Annotated in this window: 17 protein-coding genes and 1 other RNA gene; 13 read left to right on the top strand and 5 right to left on the bottom strand. The window is 42.5% G+C overall.

Annotation, left to right across the window (positions count from 1 at the left end):
- Nucleotides 1–102: 102 nt before the first annotated feature.
- Complete coding sequence (locus tag V7K67_RS26135) at nucleotides 103–324, top strand: tetratricopeptide repeat protein (RefSeq protein ID WP_334730361.1); 222 nt, start codon at nucleotides 103–105, stop codon at nucleotides 322–324.
- A 62-nt stretch (nucleotides 325–386) separates the two neighbouring features.
- Here V7K67_RS26135 and V7K67_RS26130 read toward each other — a convergent pair whose 3' ends face one another.
- Nucleotides 387–1,469 (bottom strand): MraY family glycosyltransferase, encoded by a 1,083-nt coding sequence (locus tag V7K67_RS26130; protein WP_334730347.1) that lies wholly within the window; start codon nucleotides 1,467–1,469, stop codon nucleotides 387–389.
- A 158-nt stretch (nucleotides 1,470–1,627) separates the two neighbouring features.
- Between V7K67_RS26130 and groL the strand changes: the two genes are divergently transcribed.
- The 7 genes from groL (at nucleotide 1,628) to rnc (ending at nucleotide 7,713) form a co-directional block, all read left to right on the top strand.
- Entirely contained in the window at nucleotides 1,628–3,301 is a 1,674-nt protein-coding gene (gene groL, locus V7K67_RS26125) for a chaperonin GroEL (protein ID WP_334711570.1), read from the top strand.
- Nucleotides 3,302–3,675: 374 nt separating this feature from the next.
- On the top strand, nucleotides 3,676–4,818 hold the full coding sequence (gene corA / locus V7K67_RS26120; RefSeq protein WP_334730348.1) for a magnesium/cobalt transporter CorA: 1,143 nt from the start codon (nucleotides 3,676–3,678) through the stop codon (nucleotides 4,816–4,818).
- Between the two features lie 66 nt (nucleotides 4,819–4,884).
- The gene (locus V7K67_RS26115) at nucleotides 4,885–5,583 is read left to right on the top strand and encodes a hypothetical protein (RefSeq protein WP_334711568.1); all 699 of its coding nucleotides are present in this window, start codon (nucleotides 4,885–4,887) and stop codon (nucleotides 5,581–5,583) included.
- Nucleotides 5,584–5,629: 46 nt separating this feature from the next.
- Nucleotides 5,630–6,054: RNase P RNA component class A (gene rnpB / locus V7K67_RS26110), an RNA gene on the top strand.
- A 149-nt stretch (nucleotides 6,055–6,203) separates the two neighbouring features.
- Nucleotides 6,204–6,374 (top strand): hypothetical protein, encoded by a 171-nt coding sequence (locus V7K67_RS26105; protein WP_334730349.1) that lies wholly within the window; start codon nucleotides 6,204–6,206, stop codon nucleotides 6,372–6,374.
- 155 nt (nucleotides 6,375–6,529) lie between these two features.
- Nucleotides 6,530–6,778 carry a hypothetical protein gene (locus V7K67_RS26100; RefSeq protein WP_334730350.1) on the top strand — a complete coding sequence of 83 codons (249 nt, stop codon included), beginning with the start codon at nucleotides 6,530–6,532 and terminating at the stop codon, nucleotides 6,776–6,778.
- Nucleotides 6,779–6,993: 215 nt separating this feature from the next.
- Nucleotides 6,994–7,713: a ribonuclease III gene (gene rnc / locus V7K67_RS26095; protein WP_334711565.1), complete on the top strand. Its 720-nt coding sequence runs from the start codon at nucleotides 6,994–6,996 to the stop codon at nucleotides 7,711–7,713.
- A 130-nt stretch (nucleotides 7,714–7,843) separates the two neighbouring features.
- Here rnc and V7K67_RS26090 read toward each other — a convergent pair whose 3' ends face one another.
- Nucleotides 7,844–8,224: a hypothetical protein gene (locus V7K67_RS26090; protein WP_334730351.1), complete on the bottom strand. Its 381-nt coding sequence runs from the start codon at nucleotides 8,222–8,224 to the stop codon at nucleotides 7,844–7,846.
- Nucleotides 8,225–8,272: 48 nt separating this feature from the next.
- The gene (locus V7K67_RS26085) at nucleotides 8,273–9,097 is read right to left on the bottom strand and encodes a class I SAM-dependent methyltransferase (protein ID WP_334730352.1); all 825 of its coding nucleotides are present in this window, start codon (nucleotides 9,095–9,097) and stop codon (nucleotides 8,273–8,275) included.
- A gap of 562 nt (nucleotides 9,098–9,659) precedes the next feature.
- Here V7K67_RS26085 and V7K67_RS26080 point away from each other — a divergent pair.
- Nucleotides 9,660–10,748 (top strand): Gfo/Idh/MocA family protein, encoded by a 1,089-nt coding sequence (locus V7K67_RS26080; protein ID WP_334730353.1) that lies wholly within the window; start codon nucleotides 9,660–9,662, stop codon nucleotides 10,746–10,748.
- Between the two features lie 30 nt (nucleotides 10,749–10,778).
- On the opposite strand, the gene V7K67_RS26075 is transcribed toward V7K67_RS26080, so the two are convergent.
- Nucleotides 10,779–12,905: an ATP-binding protein gene (locus V7K67_RS26075; protein WP_334730354.1), complete on the bottom strand. Its 2,127-nt coding sequence runs from the start codon at nucleotides 12,903–12,905 to the stop codon at nucleotides 10,779–10,781.
- Between the two features lie 293 nt (nucleotides 12,906–13,198).
- Here V7K67_RS26075 and V7K67_RS26070 point away from each other — a divergent pair, with 293 nt between their 5' ends.
- Entirely contained in the window at nucleotides 13,199–13,939 is a 741-nt protein-coding gene (locus tag V7K67_RS26070; protein ID WP_334730355.1) for a RibD family protein, read from the top strand.
- Nucleotides 13,940–14,164: 225 nt separating this feature from the next.
- Here V7K67_RS26070 and V7K67_RS34580 read toward each other — a convergent pair whose 3' ends face one another.
- The gene (locus tag V7K67_RS34580; RefSeq protein WP_375494277.1) at nucleotides 14,165–14,302 is read right to left on the bottom strand and encodes a plasmid mobilization protein; all 138 of its coding nucleotides are present in this window, start codon (nucleotides 14,300–14,302) and stop codon (nucleotides 14,165–14,167) included.
- Nucleotides 14,303–14,829: 527 nt separating this feature from the next.
- Here V7K67_RS34580 and V7K67_RS26065 point away from each other — a divergent pair.
- The 3 genes from V7K67_RS26065 to V7K67_RS26055 all read left to right on the top strand — a co-directional run bounded on the left by V7K67_RS26065 (nucleotide 14,830) and on the right by V7K67_RS26055 (nucleotide 16,615).
- Nucleotides 14,830–16,008: a GNAT family N-acetyltransferase gene (locus V7K67_RS26065; protein ID WP_334730356.1), complete on the top strand. Its 1,179-nt coding sequence runs from the start codon at nucleotides 14,830–14,832 to the stop codon at nucleotides 16,006–16,008.
- A 21-nt stretch (nucleotides 16,009–16,029) separates the two neighbouring features.
- On the top strand, nucleotides 16,030–16,164 hold the full coding sequence (locus V7K67_RS26060) for a hypothetical protein (protein ID WP_334730357.1): 135 nt from the start codon (nucleotides 16,030–16,032) through the stop codon (nucleotides 16,162–16,164).
- A gap of 67 nt (nucleotides 16,165–16,231) precedes the next feature.
- A complete protein-coding gene (locus V7K67_RS26055) occupies nucleotides 16,232–16,615 on the top strand; it encodes a DUF4346 domain-containing protein (RefSeq protein ID WP_335168994.1) in 384 nt (127 codons plus the stop codon).
- The last annotated feature ends 487 nt before the right edge of the window (nucleotides 16,616–17,102 follow it).

Here is a 17,102-nt window from a genome sequence, read left to right as displayed (position 1 = left end):
TGAATTTTGAAACAATTTTGACGGTGAATAAATTCACCTACCCCTTACCCCCATACATGAATGTAGGGGTTTCCACGGGGCGAGTAATCTGATGAGGGAGCGATTACGGATTTTGACCAAGCTTTGCAGATCAGTCCTAGAGATGCTGAAATCTACAATAATCGAGGGAATGCTCATTCTCATTTAGGAGATAGGCAAGGAGCTATGGAAGATTACCAGAAAGCTACTGAACTTTTGGCTGAGGAGGGGAAGATAGCCGATGAAGGCGACTTCTATGATGATGAAGGTAAGCTAATTTGCATAACAAGTACTGAAGAAGCATAAAACACAAATTGCCTATCAGTCACATAGTAGGGCTAGCATTGTAATGCCCACCCTACAAGCAACTAAGGCTGTTGGCGTATCCTTTGCCAAACAGTAAAACCCAAAAGAATAATAATGCTACTGGCGGTAGCCACCATTACAGTCAAACTCATACCTTGTATTTTCATCGCCAGCAAGTTGAAAACTAAGGTAATAGACCAAAGGGTAAACGCAGCATGGCGCTGGGATAGTCCCCAAGCAAGTAAGCGGTGGTGCAGGTGGTCTTTGCCAGGAGTACTCAGAGGGTTATTTCCTGCTAGTAGCCGCCGCACAAATACTTGAGTTGTATCTAGCACCGGTAACAACAAAAATAAAACCGTAGGAATTAAGGCATAAACTGTGTTTTGTTGCAGTTTACCTAAAATACTCGTTGCTGCCAGCACATAGCCAAAAAAGTATGCTCCGGCATCACCCATAATAATTCGTGACGGATGGAAGTTATGGCGCAAAAAGCCCAGTGCAGCACCTCCCAAGGCTGCAAGTACCAAAATTGCCGCTGCACGATTGTTAAATTGGGCTGCAACTGCCAACAAACTCATGGCAGTAATAAAGCTGATTCCTCCTGCCAAACCATCCATACCATCCATCAAGTTGATGGCATTGGTAATCCCTACTACCCATAGTACTGTGAGCAATATGGATAGGAACGAGTCGATGGGAGTGCCAAAAAGGACTTTGACACTGATGCCATTAGCTACTAATAATAGTGCCGTGATAATTTGCGCCCACAATCGCACAGAGGGCGGTAAACCGAACTGATCGTCAATAAAGCCTACAAGAACTAATATTGAACCCCCCAACAGAATAGTTAGCACTTGAGCCAATACGTTTTGGAGTTCGATTGGTCGTAAAAGGCTAGCTAATACCAGCGCGGCAATCACACCCGCGTAGATAGCCAGCCCCCCGGCATTGGGTAAAGGTTCTCGGTTGAGTCGCCGGGCGTTGGGTTGGTCAGCCCAACCTACCCGCAAGGCGAATTTGCGTACTGTCGGAATTAAACGCCAAGTTACAAGGCAAGCTAAAAGGAACGTAAATACTACTGCCAACCAGCCGGTGCCGCCAGGGTCGGCAATACCAAGGGATTTAAGGGAGTTCTCTAGATTCATCTCCCAATTCAAGCATTACTGCCAGTATCTAATATGAGCATCACCTGTATATTAATCAATTTTTTTTATTTCCATTTGTAACTTGAGCCGCTTGAGAGATTAGCACTCTGGCGCTGTGAGTGCTAAATTGTCTAATGGAAGCGCTGGAGAAATGAAACATGGCGAAAATTATTGCATTTGACGAGGAATCTCGGCGAGCTCTAGAAAGGGGTGTTAATGCCCTTGCCGATGCCGTAAAAATCACCTTAGGGCCTAAAGGTCGCAATGTCCTTTTAGAGAAAAAATTTGGCGCACCTCAAATTGTCAACGATGGTATCACTGTTGCCAAGGAAATTGAATTAGAAGATCCTTTGGAAAATACTGGTGCAAGACTCATCCAAGAAGTGGCCTCAAAAACCAAAGATGTTGCTGGGGATGGTACAACCACCGCCACAGTTTTAGCACAAGCCTTGATTAGAGAAGGTTTGAAGAACGTCGCGGCTGGTAGTAACCCTGTTAGCTTGAGACGCGGGATCGACAAAACTATTGAGGCACTGGTACTAGAAATTGCCAAAATAGCCAAGCCAGTAGAAGGAAGTGCGATCGCTCAAGTTGCTACTGTCTCTGCTGGTAACGATGAAGAAGTTGGCAATATGCTAGCCCAAGCAATGGAAAAAGTCACCAAAGATGGTGTAATTACCGTTGAAGAATCCAAATCCCTAACCACCGAACTAGAAGTAGTTGAGGGGATGCAGATTGACAGGGGTTATATTTCTCCCTACTTCGTCACCAACAACGAGCGGCAAATCGTCGAATTTGAAAATGCCCGGATTTTAGTGACAGATAAAAAAATCAGTAGCATCCAAGATTTAGTACCGATTTTAGAAAAAGTCGCGCGTTCTGGTCAGCCTTTGCTAATTATCGCTGAAGATGTCGAAGGTGATGCTTTGGCAACTCTGGTGGTGAATAAAGCGCGGGGTGTACTAGCCGTGGCTGCCATTAAAGCACCTGGATTTGGCGATCGCCGCAAAGCTTTGTTAGAAGATATTGCGATTCTCACCGATGGACAGTTAATTTCGGAAGAAATTGGCTTAAGTTTGGACACCGCTGCTCTAGAAGCACTGGGAACTGCGCGCAAAATCACCATTGACAAAGAAAGCACCACAATTGTCGCTGGTAGTGTCACCAAGCCAGAAGTACAAAAGCGGATTGGTCAAATTCGCAGACAGTTGGAAGAAACTGATTCTGAGTACGATCAAGAAAAACTCCAAGAACGCATCGCCAAGCTTGCTGGCGGCGTGGCAGTGATTAAAGTGGGTGCAGCAACCGAAACCGAACTCAAAGACCGTAAGCTGCGGATTGAAGACGCGCTCAACGCTACTAAAGCCGCTGTGGAAGAAGGTATTGTTCCTGGTGGTGGGACAACCTTAATTCACTTAGCTAAGGTGGTAGAAGCGATTAAAAAGACCTTACAAAATGACGAAGAAAGAATTGGGGCTGATATTGTCGAACGAGCGCTAGAAGCCCCCTTGCGCCAAATCGCAGACAACGCTGGTGCTGAAGGTTCTGTGATCGTCTCGAAAGTCCGGGATAGCGACTTCAACATTGGCTACAACGCCGCTACTGGCGAATTTGAAGACTTGATTGCTGCTGGTATTATTGACCCTGCCAAAGTCGTGCGTTCAGCTTTGCAAAACGCTGGTTCCATTGCTGGTTTGGTCTTAACCACCGAAGCGATCGTTGTTGAAAAGCCAGAGAAGAAATCCGCTGCTCCTGCCCCTGATATGGGTGGTATGGGTGGTATGGGTGGCATGGGTGGCATGGGTGGCATGGGTGGCATGGGCATGTTCTAACTTCTGCTCACCCAGATAAATATTTTTTTAGCAGTTTGTCTTGCCAAGGCAAACTGTTTTTTATAGCATTGCTGATTTAGAAGCAATATGTTATCTGTATTGCTGGGAAGTAGCTGGGCATAAATAAAAATAATCATCATAGTTATCAGTAATTAGTCGTGAGTACAACTGACCACTAAAAAAATGCCGATTTCTAAATTACCAAACCTCAATAATTCCTGAATCTAAAAATTACAGTCTTTGTATTAATTTTTGTAATATTAATAGTAAAAGCTGAAATCAATCAAAACGTCTCTCGGATCACAGTCCAGTTGTTTTTACCAATGCCCAATGCCCAATTCCCAATGCCCCATGCCCAATGTAGGTAATATTGCATGGTACGAAAACTGCGTCGCCTTCCTAAAATAGCTACTAAGCGATATGAAGATGAGTTCCGTCACCAACCAGGTACTTTACCAGGAACCATAATTATTGATGCAGACGCTCCGCTACCGATCATTTTCTTGATTGACTATAACCAAACCAATTTCACTCGCGAACAAATAGCAACCCCAGAGGAGTGTGTCTCCTATCTGGAGATGGAATCGATTTCTTGGGTAGATGTACAAGGTTTAGGTAGTCAGGACATATTACAACGATTAGGTAATGTTTTTGAGTTACATCCTCTAGTTTTAGAAGATGTAGTCAATGTACCGGAGCGTCCCAAAACAGAGGATTATGAAGACCAATTACTATTCATTGCCCGCATGGTAGTAGCAAAGGAAAGAACATGTGGTTTTTACAGCGAGCAAGTGAGTTTGATATTAGGAAAAAATTATTTGTTGACAGTACAAGAAGAACCAGAACATGATTGCTTTGAAGGCGTGCGATCGCGAATTGAAAAAAACAAAGGTATCATCCGTAAACAGGGAGCGGATTATTTAGCTTACGCCCTGTTAGATGCAATTATTGATGGCTTTTTCCCAGTGCTAGAGCTTTATGGTGAGCGAATCGAAGAATTAGAAGAGGAGGTAATAGTCAGACCTACCCCACAAACACTACAAGATATTTATCAAATTAGGCGGGAATTACTACAACTACGTCGTGCTATCTGGCCCCAGCGGGATGCAATTAATGCCTTAATTCGAGATGGCAGTGATTTGATTGGTGAAGAAGTGCAAATCTACCTACGAGATTGTTATGACCATACAGTACAAGTAATGGATATGGTGGAAACTTACCGAGAACTAGCATCTGGATTAATGGATGTGTACCTTTCAGCAGTAAGCAACAAAATGAATGAAATCATGAAGGTACTAACGGTAGTTTCAACAGTTTTTATTCCATTGACTTTTGTCGCTGGAATATATGGGATGAATTTCAATACCGAAAAATCGCCATATAATATGCCTGAGTTGAATTGGTATTGGGGTTATCCACTTTGCTGGGCAGTAATGTTAGCGATCGCACTTGGTTTGCTATTCTTTTTTTGGCGGCGAGGTTGGCTACAAAATTCTGTAGTAGCCAAGCGCAATTAAAAATTGCAGATGAGCAATAAGTCTAAATATATATTCATTAGCACCGGGAGTTAAGATTTTTGAGTTATGAGGAGTAGCGACCAGAATTTAGTAGTTTTGACGATTTATATTATCGGTGTCTCCTATGTTTTTAACCGCATGGTTGAATCCATCGATGACCAAATTAAGTTTGAGTTTAAGAAAGGAACCGTTGATGAGCAACTCAAAGAACAAAATCTCGACGATAAAATTGGAATTTCCTTTAAACTCAAAGCCTCATATCCAATTGACGATTTGAAAGATTTAGGAATTAGCATTGAAAATAAATCTGATAATGTTGCCGTATACGTTGACTGGGATAACAGTTCTTTAGTAGTTGAACATAGTAAGCAATCGCGCCGTGTGATTCGGAAATCACCAGACTTAACCCGCGACTTAGCTGTACCCCAAAGTCCAAGCCTAATTGCTCCCAAGAAAACACTTTCGGAAACTGTGACAGCAGAAGATGTTTTCGAGCGCGATAAAGAAGCTGGAACCTATTCAGCAAAAAAACCATTAATTGATATCAATGGGCTACAAAAAGGGCAAAAAAAGTTATACAACGACTTTATTAATAGAAGAAAGGAGTTAGACTTTTCTCTGCAACTGGTGCTGAGGATATCTGAAGTGCGTTTAGGTCTAGCCCCAGGTCGTGATTTTCCTCCCATTAGTATTATCAATTGTCCTTTCACAGTCAGGAAGCTACCTTGGACTTACGCTCTACCTTGGAATAAAAAAAAGCAATAGTAACCAGACACACTATGCCGTCCAAGATTACACTGGATCTAAGGAGAGAGTAGGCGCAGGCAGTTGCAGATCAGTCTTAGTCACTGGTTTGAGGAAAGTCCGGACTCCCGAAAGACCAAACTTGCTGGATAACGTCCAGTGCGAGCGATCGTGAGGATAGTGCCACAGAAAGATACCGCCAAAACAGTTAGGAGTTAGAAGTTAGGAGTTAGGAATTATTAACTTTTAACTCATCACTCATAACTCCTAACTAAATTTGGTAAGGGTGCAAAGGTGCAGTAAGAGCGCACCAGCAGTATCGAGAGGTGCTGGCTCGGTAAACCCCGGTTGGGAGCAAGGCGATAGGGACTATGGTTGGTCTTTTACCAGTTCCGCTCAATGAGAGCCGCTTGAGGCGTTTGGTAACAAACGTCCCAGATAGATAACTGCCCTCGCAAGAGAACAGAACCCGGCTTATGTCCTGCTCTCTCCCCTTTAATGGAGTATGAACCTTTCACGGTTTGTACTCTATTATTTTTTGTACGGGTTTTGTGCGATCGCTAAGGGACATCCAAAATTAAATTACTCAATTTTTGCATCCAATAGGAGCAGGGGCAATACGGTTCGGTTAAGGTTTTTTGATGAAAATTCTAGATCACAAAGACGCGATAAATCACCGTCAAGACGAAGAACTGATTATTGTAGAGACGGCGATTTATCGCGTCTCTTGCCTTAACCGAACAGTATTGGGAGCAGGGGGACAAGGGGGACAAGGTAGCAATATCTCTCCCAAGTCTCCCCAAAGCGATTGATTATTTTTTTATTTGTCAGTCCCTAATTCATCATTTAAAGCATTCCCAATATCTCTAATGCTGTATCCAGATGCCATTTAACTCGATAGAGTCCAAACAGTTTCTCTTGACTGTACCATGCTGGATACTCTACCCGCATTTCTCACAAGCTTGAAATGTATGATGCCTTATCAGCAGGATTCCCTATTGCTTGGATGCCATACTGTATCAGACATAAATCGCGTAACGCTCTCAAGCTTTTGGTAGAGTCGATGGTGGGTATTATCCCACGCACCTCTCTGTTAATTAGAGTCGATGCTCCTGTGCGTGTCACCAAGGAAATGAAGGAAGAAGTAAAAGCTAAAGAAGATCCTCCTGAATTTTGCCGTCAAGCTATCCAAGAGAAGCTAGATAGAGAGAAGTAGCAAAAAGTTGTTAGAGTAATAGTCCAAGAGATTTAGGAATATAAATATAGATAGCTAGTTACCTTCCTTCCCCTGCCTCCCCTGCTCCCAAGATGAAGTTAAAAGTCAAAAGTTAAAGGGCAAAAGAAAACTGATGAAGTCTTAATTCTTTTCTTTTTACTTTTTACTTTTAGCTTTTGACTTACTAGCCCCTGCCCCCTTCCCCTTGTCATGTAATGCCCCTTGCCTATCCACGCCGTCAACGGCAACTCGAAAGTTTAGTCCAAAAATTAGGTTTATCGCTAGAAGCACCTATAAAGTGGGAACTACTGGATTTAGCTCTCACTCATCCCACTGTTTCTGAGTCGGCAAATTACGAACAGCTGGAGTTTGTTGGCGATGCCGTGGTGCGGCTGGTGTCAGCTGTTGTGTTATGGGAAAATTATCCCGATTGTCCAGTAGGGGATTTTGCGGCAATTCGTTCGGTGTTGGTGAGCGATCGCATCCTTGCCCAATTGGCCAGAGTTTATGGTTTGGAGTTATACTTACTAGTCGCTGGTAGTGCTACTGCTGATAAAGTTGGTCTAGAGTCACGACTAGCAGATGCTTTTGAAGCAGTTCTGGGTGCGCTTTACTTAAGTACTCAAAATTTGGAATTGATTCGCTCTTGGCTAGATCCCCACTTCCACCAACTAGCAACAGAAATTCGCCTCGATCCTGCCAGACTTAATTACAAAGCTGCTCTCCAAGAATGGACTCAGGCGCAATTTAAAGTTTTACCAGAATATCGGGTTGTGGAAGTCAGTCAACCGCACCGCAATCAAGAACGTTTTATGGCTGAAGTGTGGCTGCACGGAAAAATGCTTGGACAAGGTAAGGGACGCTCGATTAAAACTGCTGAACAAGCCGCAGCCAAGGTAGCCTTTTTAGCAATTTCTAATCCGCAAAACCCCTGAACCAAAAATATGGCTTGTGCAATTCTCTTAACCTCTCACGGGGGAAGTGCGGGCCAATACTGCTCGGTTAAGGAAAAATAGGGGTAAAATAAGGAAAAATGTGTTCGCGTTATAATATCGAGAACAATATTTACTTTTTCTTTTCGAGACTATCGTATAAATCCACCCAATTTTGTCTAAGAGAATCAATAGTCGAAACCAGGGAGTCGAGTTGAACTCTTCTCTGGACTTGCATAACAGCATTAACGTGTTCGGGACTTCCAGCTTTGCCCAAATGCTTGTATTTAGTTAATTTGTTTGGATCAAGAGTTGGAAAAATCGGCTCTTGAGCGTGTAGTTTGTAGTACCAGTAAGTTCCCTTCTTACCTCGTGCTTGGTAGCGCAAAACACAGCATCCAGGCGGTGCGACTTCCCCGTATGCCTTAATTTGTTGAACTTGAAGTTGTAAAGTAGCGATCGCTTGTTGCAACAACTCGGCTCTTGCGAGTACGTCGTCAGTTTTTGTGGGCATTAACTTCCAAATATAGGTTCTCGTGTTTATATAACCCCCAATTTTTTCTTAACCGAGCAGTATTGAAGTGCGGGCAACATGAACAGCAGAAAGAAACGAGAGTTGTACGCTATCTCCAAATTTTTCTAGCTTCTGGCGCAATCCTGCAAATAGTAACTCTTTGGCTTGTGGCTCTAGTCTCCGAAAGGTACTCAAAAGCTTGAGGTAGTCATCAATGCTATAGGTGACTTCACACGCAGTTTGCTCGACAACCAACTCTTTAAAACAATTGGAGTCTAAAATCTCTTGTCCAAACCCCCTCAAAATCTCTGCTTGAACTTCCGCACCTTCATATCGGGCAAATGAGGGAGCATAAGCTTGATACACTTCCTCGATCGCTTGGTAAACTTCGTATTTCGGTTCTGGGGTCAGATTCCATAGCAGGATAAGAAAACCATTATCACACATTGCCGATGCTGCCTTGGTATATTTAATCTCTGGCGGTATCCAGTGAAAGGCATTAGCAAATAGAACGGCATTGAACTGTTTTGCTTCTAGTTCCCACTCCTCAAATGAAGTATTGCAAATTGTAACTTTTGGATATCGATCGCAGTTGTGTTGTGCCAAATGACAAAAATCCTGGTTTGGCTCAATACACGTCATTGAAAAACCAAATTGAGCAAAAGCCACCGTCGCATTTCCTGGACCACAACCAACCTCAAGAATTGATGCATCTGAAGAAAGTTGGGCTAAAGCGACAGACCGATCGATTAGTTCCTTTGGATAGGGCGCTCTTGCATTGTAATAAACATCAGCAACGGGAGAATACCAAGTCCTTCGCTGTTCCAAATCTATAGAAGCTCTGGCATTTATTTCTTGTCTAAAGTCTTGCATAAGCTAGGGCGTGTCAGCGATGAAGTCCAATTTCATTTTAGAACCAGCCAGGGATCTGTCAGTGGTCATTTGTCGAATGGCACTAAGTTAAGCTGAAGGGTAGGCGGCGTAAGGATTGCAGAGGGGCAGAGGTGCAGGGGGGCAGAGGGGAATTTCTAAATATCCGTTCGTATGCCTAAAATTTCTCCTTTCTCCCCTGCTCCTCCGCACAAGAGCACCCCTGCTGCCTCAACGATTTTCCCTTTTCTTAGTGCCATTCGGTCATTTGTCCTAGTGGTCTGTCCCATTATTTACGAGGGGTGAATAAGTTCGTAGTCAGGACTTTAGTCCTGGATTTTTAAGCACTTCAGTGCTTACTACAAACTTACGCTTGATGTAAATTATAAATGCCTCTTATCTCACAAAGGTTTCTAGATTCGCCCAAAATCATTGTTTTGGGACTACCTACGAAATTACAAGGGTTTCAAGACTTAATTCACATTAAACGTAACTTATAAAAATTAATGAGACAGAACAGTAGTCGGTTGTATACAAATGACTAATGACTAATGACAAATAACTAATGACAAATCAAATTAAAATTGCTGTCATCGGAGTTGGGCGTTGGGGAGTGCATCTGCTGCGGAATTTCTTAACACATCCCCAAGTAAATGTAGTTGCTGTAGTGGATCCCCATCCAGAAAGATTAGCGGCGGTAAAGCAGCAGTTTAATTTAGACAAAAATGTATTATTAACAACTCAGTGGCAAGACTTAAAAAAAGTGCCAGAGTTGACAGGAGTGGCGATCGCAACTCCAGCTACCACCCACTATGCTTTGATTAAAGATGCTCTCCAGAACGGATACCATGTTTTAGCTGAAAAACCCCTAACTCTCGACCCCGCAGAATGTCGAGAACTTTGTCAGTTAGCAGAGCAGCATCATTTAATACTCATGGTTGACCACACTTATTTATTTCACCCGGCAGTTGAGCAAGGGAAAACTGTAGTACAGGCGGGTAAATTAGGTGATTTACGCTATGGTTACGCTACCCGCACCCATTTAGGGCCTGTCCGGCAAGATGTTGATGCTTTATGGGACTTAGCTATTCATGATATTGCTATCTTTAACGCTTGGTTGGGTCAAATCCCTGTGAAAGTACAAGCAACGGGTACGGTGTGGCTACAGGGAGCAGGGGAGCAGGGGAGCAGGGAAGCAGAGGGGAAGAAAGATACAAATTCTCCTCTGCCTCAAGGTTTGGCCGATCTAGTATGGCTAACACTGACATACCCAGATGGCTTTCAAGCTTATATTCACTTGTGCTGGCTGAATCCTGATAAGCAGCGACGGCTGGGGATTGTAGGGAGCCTTGGCAGCTTGATTTTTGATGAGATGTCGCGATCGTCACCTCTAACCCTGCTACATGGAGAGTTTGAACAGCAGGGCAATCATTTTATTCCTGTGAATCAAAGGCAGATAGTGCTGGAATTAGAACCAGGGGAACCATTACAGAAGGTTTGCTCATCCTTTGTTGTCTCTATCCTCAACAATACTGCCTCAGAAGTTTCATCTGGTTGGGTAGGCACTGAGTTAGTAGAAATTCTTGCGGCTCTAACAGTATCTCTTGAGCAAGGCGGCCAACCTGTTTTTCTTAACAACTACTCTCAACTGTAATTTTCCGTTAAGTAAAACTTATCCAAAGTTTTACCTTTCAGAAGTCCCATTTACACAAACTCCCCTTTTTGGAAGACTTACCAGGATAGTTTGCAGCGGTGAAAGACGAATCTCGCAAGTCTCATTACCAATTAGTACCAGGGACTTTGGTAACATCTCTTTGTCTAGCTCTATTTTCATAGGCTTATTGATCCCCAAAGAGGGACTTCCCCCATCCTGTGGGCTAGGATAGCGGCTTGCTTTTGCCCCGTCATTCCCAGAGGAGAATCCCAAATCCTCTACATTTCCTTCTTTGTTAAGAGCCGCTAACAGTGAGATATCAATCAAAGGTAAGGTAATTTTCAGTGTTGTACCTTGATGAAGTCCTTCACTCTCAAGAGTAATACTGCCTCCCATAAGTTCGATTAAGTTTCGTGAAATTGCTAGTCCCAATCCAGTGCCTTCAAACTGACGCGTGGTTGTGCCATTCACCATCACAAAGGGACGAAATAGTTTATGCTGTTGAGTTGGATCGATACCTATACCTGTATCTTTGACAGCGACTACCACCTGAGATTGACCACTACTATGTTGAATTTCTGTAGTAATGGTGATACTCCCTGTGTCGGTGAACTTAGTAGCATTACCGATAACATTAATCAGCACTTGCTTTAGTTTTGGCGCATCTGCCTTTATTGGTATCACTTGGGAATCTAACTCACATTTCAATTGCAAGCCCTTTTGCTGAACATTTACTGATTGTAAATTAATCACCTCTAACAATATTTGTCGGAGGTCAAGGGGTGTAGAGACGACTGAAAGCTTACCTGCTTCGATTTTAGAAATGTCGAGTAAATCATTAATAATACCTAGCAAATGAATCGTTGTTTCATCTGCACGTTTGAGAAACTCCATTTCTTCTTCTCGGTCATCACATAAGCCATCTTCAACCAAGCGAATACAGTTAATAATAATATTTAATGGGTTTCTCAATTCATGAGAAGTCGTAGCCAAAAACTGGCTTTTAATTTGGTTAGCGGTTTTTGCTTCTTTCCAAGCTATTTCTAGTTCTTCTGACCCAGCTTTGAGCCGTTCTACCATTTGGTCTAAGGCTTGGGCCAGTTGATTGAATTCCCGGATTTGAAAATTATGCGGCACTGGTTGTGCAGCGTGGTGAGAGTGAATATTGAGAGCGTAATCTCGCAATTCTTCTACAGGACGTGCCAAGTAAGGAGCTAAATATAGGGATGCTAACAAGCTTGCACCAATCAAACCAACGGTCAAAACGATGAGAATTAGTTTGATTTCTTCTAAACCAAAAAGTGCATTCTCAACACTCGTAACAGCTAATACTATCCATTTTTCCTGCTGCTGTTGACTAAGTGGATTTGCAATAGCTGTATAGCCAGCTACTAATTCTTTGCCATCTGTAAAAGACAAATTTATCGAATCATTTCGCCCAGCGATCGCATTTTTAATTATGCTTTTGAGTTGGGCAGCATAAGGGTGCTGATTGATATTAGTTCCCACCCAGTCTGTGAACGGGTGTGCCAAAATTGTGCCATCTTCAGCAATCACTACCATAGCACCTGTGAGCGATCCAGGTGGATTTTTGGTTTGCTGGTACAAAGCAGACTGAATACTTAAGCTGTAAAGTAAATTTCTTGGGCTATCGGAAACTAGTGCAGATAAAACTACTTGCAGTTGATTTTGTGTGTTTCTTTTTCCAGTCATTCCTGCCTTTGGTGGCAAGACTGATTTGACATCAATTCCGTCACTTGGCAAAGGTAATATCAATTCTCCAATAGCTTGATCTCCACAGCTACTAGCAATTATTTTCTGGTTTAACAGATTCGTTAATTGGATGCATTCAATACTGGCTGGAAGTTGTTGCCTTAACTGCGTGAGAATTTCTTGTTCTTGTATCGGCAAACCCGACGAAATAACTGTCGTTTTACTTACACTCAGTAAATTAGCTTTTAAGATTGCGATCGCATCTCCAATTCTCTCACCTTTACTGATGGCGCTTTCGGTTAAATTTTGACGCGCAGTTCCCAATATGCTAGAACGTGCCTTATTTAAGGCAACAATCTCGCCTACAAGTAAAACTGGAACGAACAGCAGCAATATTCTCGTTACTAAAATTCGGCGAAAGGAAGATTGGCGGGAATTAGTCATCGAGTGTCTCACTTTGCATCTGCAAACCACAACAGCAAAGATATGTAATTAGACCAGCTAGATGAGACATTTTATTAAATTATCAGAATTTTATTTTCAATGTTTAAAAATAACAAATTGTTATAATCCAAAAAGAAACGTGGGATACCAAAACTTGTATATGCTAGATGTAAAAGTGATTTGTGCTGCATATAAATACAGTGGTGAAATTGTAAAACAGTAGCTTGCAGGCATAGCTTTTTTGAGAATTTATACACGACTAAAGAAAATATTAAAACTATCAAATCAAGTTAATGTTGCAACATCGTCCTCATACTACAGTTGTTTTAGCAATGAGTGTAGATGGTAAGATAGCAGATTTTAAGCGATCGCCTGCTCGATTTGGCTCAAGGGTTGATAAAGCACACTTAGAAAAACAAATCGCTGCTTCTGATGCCGTTCTATTCGGTGCTGGTACTCTGGGCGCTTATGGAACAACACTTACAGTATCAGATCCAACTCTAGTGCAACTTCGGGCCCAAGAAGGGAAGCCTCCGCAGCCAGTTCATATAGTGACTACACGTTCTGCAAACCTTAATCCGGAAATTCACTTTTTTCAGCAACCAGTTAGACGTTGGCTACTCACGACAACAGCAGGAGAGGTTTCATGGAAAGGAGGTTTACAGACGCTTTCCTCAACTCTGGGAAATGAAGTAGAGGAGTGTCCTTCAGAATTTGAGCAAATTCTGGTTTTTGAAACACCAACGCGAGAAATTGATATGCCCGCAGCTTTGAAGCATCTAGCCACTCTACATATAACACGCTTGGTGGTCTTAGGTGGAGGTAAATTAGTCGCTTCCTTGGTGGAATTAGACTTAATTGATGAATTATGGTTGACTGTTTGTCCGCTGATTTTAGGTGGTAATACCGCACCCACACCTGTAGAAGGGAAAGGATTTTTACCCAATTTAGCTCCCAAGTTGCAACTTCTAGAAGTGAATACAGTTGAGCAAGAAGTGTTTTTGCACTATCGCCTGCAACGACCCGCAGATTAGATTACCGGAATTAATGGGTTTAAAGCCCCATCCTTCTAGAGCGCCAGTCCAGTAGAAGTACTTGACCTAAAATACAAGATATGTATGTTGTTAAAATCGTGAATTTTAGTGTTCCGTTTTTATGCTGTCGCTAAAAAACAGACCCAAATGTTTCACCTTAAATGGGCGTTTTGTCTTAATCCACATATTTGAGTTTTTGTCAATATATATTAGTGGACTGGCGCTCTAGGACGGCTTTGAGAATTGAGCTATACACTTTCTAAGAACATCAGACATTCCTACTCCTTGTTTTTCGGCTTCTTGTCTCAACTGCTGAAGCTCATATTCAGATAGTCTAACTTTAATTGATTTTTCCCTGGACATATACGAACGTTTGAGGGTACAATTTAATTATGCCACAGGTAGAATAACCGCTAGCACAAATGGATAACCAACCCCAAAACGACTGGCTAGGAAAAAATAATGGATAGTGGGTAGCGAGAAAACCACGATAAATAAAAGCTAGGATGCCAACGCGCATCCAGACCAGTAAACAACACTATTTATTGATTGGAAAAAGTACCGTAGGGCATACGGGAACTAGAGAAGCGATTCTCTAACGCTTAGGGAGATGAAGCCCACTGGGGTTGTTTAAATTAGACTCGGCACTTTGTTCTATTGAACGGGTGTGAGGTTTAAATACTGCCGCAAGGATAGACAATTTTAAGGCACGTCGATGAACTAAGAATCCCCGTCGATTTATCGCGGGGAGTGTCAAGCTAAGTTAAGTTATGGGGCATTGGTCATGGTTATTTTCCTTGTCCCCTCAGTCTTTTTCTTCTCTACGAGACGCTGCGCGAACAATTTTGAATTTTGAATTTTGAATTGATTTCTCCCTACTCCCCTAAAAAGTGGAACAATCTAAACCCCGCTATTCTGTCGTTTGGACGAACAAAATCGCTGAAGTACCCCAAAATGCCTGGAATGCTTTGGCAATGCCACTCAAAACGCCATTTTTAGAATGGGAGTGGCTGAACAATATCGAAACCTCTCAAAGTGCTACGGCTAAAACTGGTTGGTTGCCGAATCACTTGACATTGTGGCGAGATCGAACGCTGATTGCTGCTGCGCCACTTTATCTCAAAGGACATAGTTCTGGTGAGTTTATTTTCGATCACCAATGGGCAGAGTTAGCCGATCGCATCGGAGTCCAGTATTACCCAAAATTGCTGGGAATGACACCATTTACTCCGGCTGTTGGCTATCGATTTTTAATCGCCCCAGGAGAAGATGAGGATGAAATTACAGCGATAATGGTGCATGAAATTGACACTTTTTGTGCTAAAAATGGAATTTCTGGGTGTCATTTTCTCTACGTCGATCCCCAATGGCGTCCGATCCTGGAACGGCATGGTTTTACAACTTGGCTACACCACAGTTACATCTGGGAAAATGCAGGCTTTAAAACTTTTGATGACTATTTGAAGGTGTTTAACGCCAATCAGCGCCGCAATATCAAGCGGGAACGTAAAGCTGTAGAGAAAGCAGGGTTACGATTACAACCACTGACTGGTGATGAAATTCCTCAGTCTTTGTTTCCCTTGATGCACCGTTTCTATGCTGACACCTGTGATAAGTTTGGTTGGTGGGGTAGTAAGTATCTCACACAGCGGTTTTTTGAGCAGCTACACTCAGATTATCGCCATCGAGTCTTGTTTGTTGCTGCATATAGCGAGGCAGATAACTCTCATCCTTTAGGAATGTCTTTTTGTTTGTTTAAAGATGACAAACTTTATGGACGCTATTGGGGAAGTTTTCAAGAAATAGATTGCTTACATTTTGATGTTTGTTATTATGCGCCAATTGAGTGGGCGATCGCTAACGGCATCCAAATTTTTGACCCTGGCGCGGGTGGACGACATAAAAAACGCCGTGGTTTCCCTGCCATGCCCAATCACAGTTTGCACCGATTTTACAATAATCGTTTAGGACAAATTTTACTTCCCTATATTAAGGAAGTGAATCAACTCGAACAGAAGCAGATTGAGGCAATTAATGCAGAGTTGCCATTTAGTAACCGAGATTCTTAAAAGTTTGCCAAGGCAGTCCTGATGAAACAAGTTTCAAAAGCCTTGAATGAAAGAATAACTGGGAACTGGGGACTGGGGACTGGTATTTTTACTCAGCACGGGCTAAACGCCCCGCTATCCATGTACAGCACTCAGCACTTTCAAGCTAGAGAGTAAACGACGAATTACACTTGATATAGAGTATAAAAACCTTGAAGAAAGAAAATTTCTTTTTATAATGCTTATGGATTTAATAGTTGAAGATTTAGCCGCAATTGATGATAAACTTTCCCAGCGTCATATTGACCTCGATCCTGGTGGATATTTTATTATTTACTTGGATCGAGATGCAGGGTTAATTTATGCCAAGCATTTTACAAATGTAATTGACGATCGCGGTTTAGCTGTCGATCCCGAAACGGGAAAGGTAATTCCCGCGCGAGAAAAGGTAGAACGAACTCATACCACAGTCTTTAACGCGAGGACGGCAAAAGAACTCTGCGTCAAGATTTTTGAAGAAACTCAGCCCCCTCCTGTAACTCAATTAAATCATGCAGCTTATTTGGGTCGAGAATTTGTCCGGGCTGAGGTAGCTTTAGTTACAGGGCAAGAGTATGTTCAAGATTAAAGTTAGGAGTGAGGAGTTAAAAGTTAGGAGTGAGGAGTTAAAAGTTAGGAGTGAGGAGTTAAAAGTTAGGAGTGAGGAGTTAAAAGTTAGGAGTGAGGAGTTAAAAGTTAATAGTTAAAGGCTAAGAGTTAGAAATTCATAACTCCAAACTCCAAACTCCAAACTCCAAACTCCAAACTCCAAACTCCAAACTCCAAACTCCAAACTCCAAACTCCAAACTCCAAACTCCTAACTCCTAACTCCAAACTCCAAACTCCAAACTCCTAACTCCAAACTCCAAACTCCTAACTCCTAACTCCTAACTCCTAACTCCTAACTCCAAACTCCAAACTCCAAACTCCTAACTCCTAACTCCTAACTCCAAACTCCAAACTCCTAACTCCTAACTCCTAACTCCAAACTCCAAACTCCAAACTCCAAACTCCAAACTCCAAACTCCAAACTCCTAACTCCTAACTCCTAACTCCTAACTCCTAACTCCTAACT

This window comes from Nostoc sp., assembly GCF_036917155.1.
In the GTDB taxonomy this organism is placed as follows: Bacteria; Cyanobacteriota; Cyanobacteriia; order Cyanobacteriales; family Nostocaceae; genus Nostoc.
This window is presented reverse-complemented; position numbering and strand designations above follow the sequence as displayed.

What these genes read in the sequence shown, in the direction of transcription:
- V7K67_RS26130 (WP_334730347.1), bottom strand. Translation starts at nt 1,469, where the DNA reads ATGAATCTAGAGAACTCCCTTAAATCCCTTGGTATTGCCGACCCTGGC.
- groL (WP_334711570.1), top strand. Translation starts at nt 1,628, where the DNA reads ATGGCGAAAATTATTGCATTTGACGAGGAATCTCGGCGAGCTCTAGAA.
- corA (WP_334730348.1), top strand. Translation starts at nt 3,676, where the DNA reads ATGGTACGAAAACTGCGTCGCCTTCCTAAAATAGCTACTAAGCGATAT.
- V7K67_RS26115 (WP_334711568.1), top strand. Translation starts at nt 4,885, where the DNA reads ATGAGGAGTAGCGACCAGAATTTAGTAGTTTTGACGATTTATATTATC.
- V7K67_RS26105 (WP_334730349.1), top strand. Translation starts at nt 6,204, where the DNA reads ATGAAAATTCTAGATCACAAAGACGCGATAAATCACCGTCAAGACGAA.
- V7K67_RS26100 (WP_334730350.1), top strand. Translation starts at nt 6,530, where the DNA reads ATGTATGATGCCTTATCAGCAGGATTCCCTATTGCTTGGATGCCATAC.
- rnc (WP_334711565.1), top strand. Translation starts at nt 6,994, where the DNA reads ATGCCCCTTGCCTATCCACGCCGTCAACGGCAACTCGAAAGTTTAGTC.
- V7K67_RS26090 (WP_334730351.1), bottom strand. Translation starts at nt 8,224, where the DNA reads ATGCCCACAAAAACTGACGACGTACTCGCAAGAGCCGAGTTGTTGCAA.
- V7K67_RS26085 (WP_334730352.1), bottom strand. Translation starts at nt 9,097, where the DNA reads ATGCAAGACTTTAGACAAGAAATAAATGCCAGAGCTTCTATAGATTTG.
- V7K67_RS26080 (WP_334730353.1), top strand. Translation starts at nt 9,660, where the DNA reads ATGACAAATCAAATTAAAATTGCTGTCATCGGAGTTGGGCGTTGGGGA.
- V7K67_RS26075 (WP_334730354.1), bottom strand. Translation starts at nt 12,905, where the DNA reads ATGACTAATTCCCGCCAATCTTCCTTTCGCCGAATTTTAGTAACGAGA.
- V7K67_RS26070 (WP_334730355.1), top strand. Translation starts at nt 13,199, where the DNA reads ATGTTGCAACATCGTCCTCATACTACAGTTGTTTTAGCAATGAGTGTA.
- V7K67_RS34580 (WP_375494277.1), bottom strand. Translation starts at nt 14,302, where the DNA reads ATGTCCAGGGAAAAATCAATTAAAGTTAGACTATCTGAATATGAGCTT.
- V7K67_RS26060 (WP_334730357.1), top strand. Translation starts at nt 16,030, where the DNA reads ATGAAACAAGTTTCAAAAGCCTTGAATGAAAGAATAACTGGGAACTGG.
- V7K67_RS26055 (WP_335168994.1), top strand. Translation starts at nt 16,232, where the DNA reads ATGGATTTAATAGTTGAAGATTTAGCCGCAATTGATGATAAACTTTCC.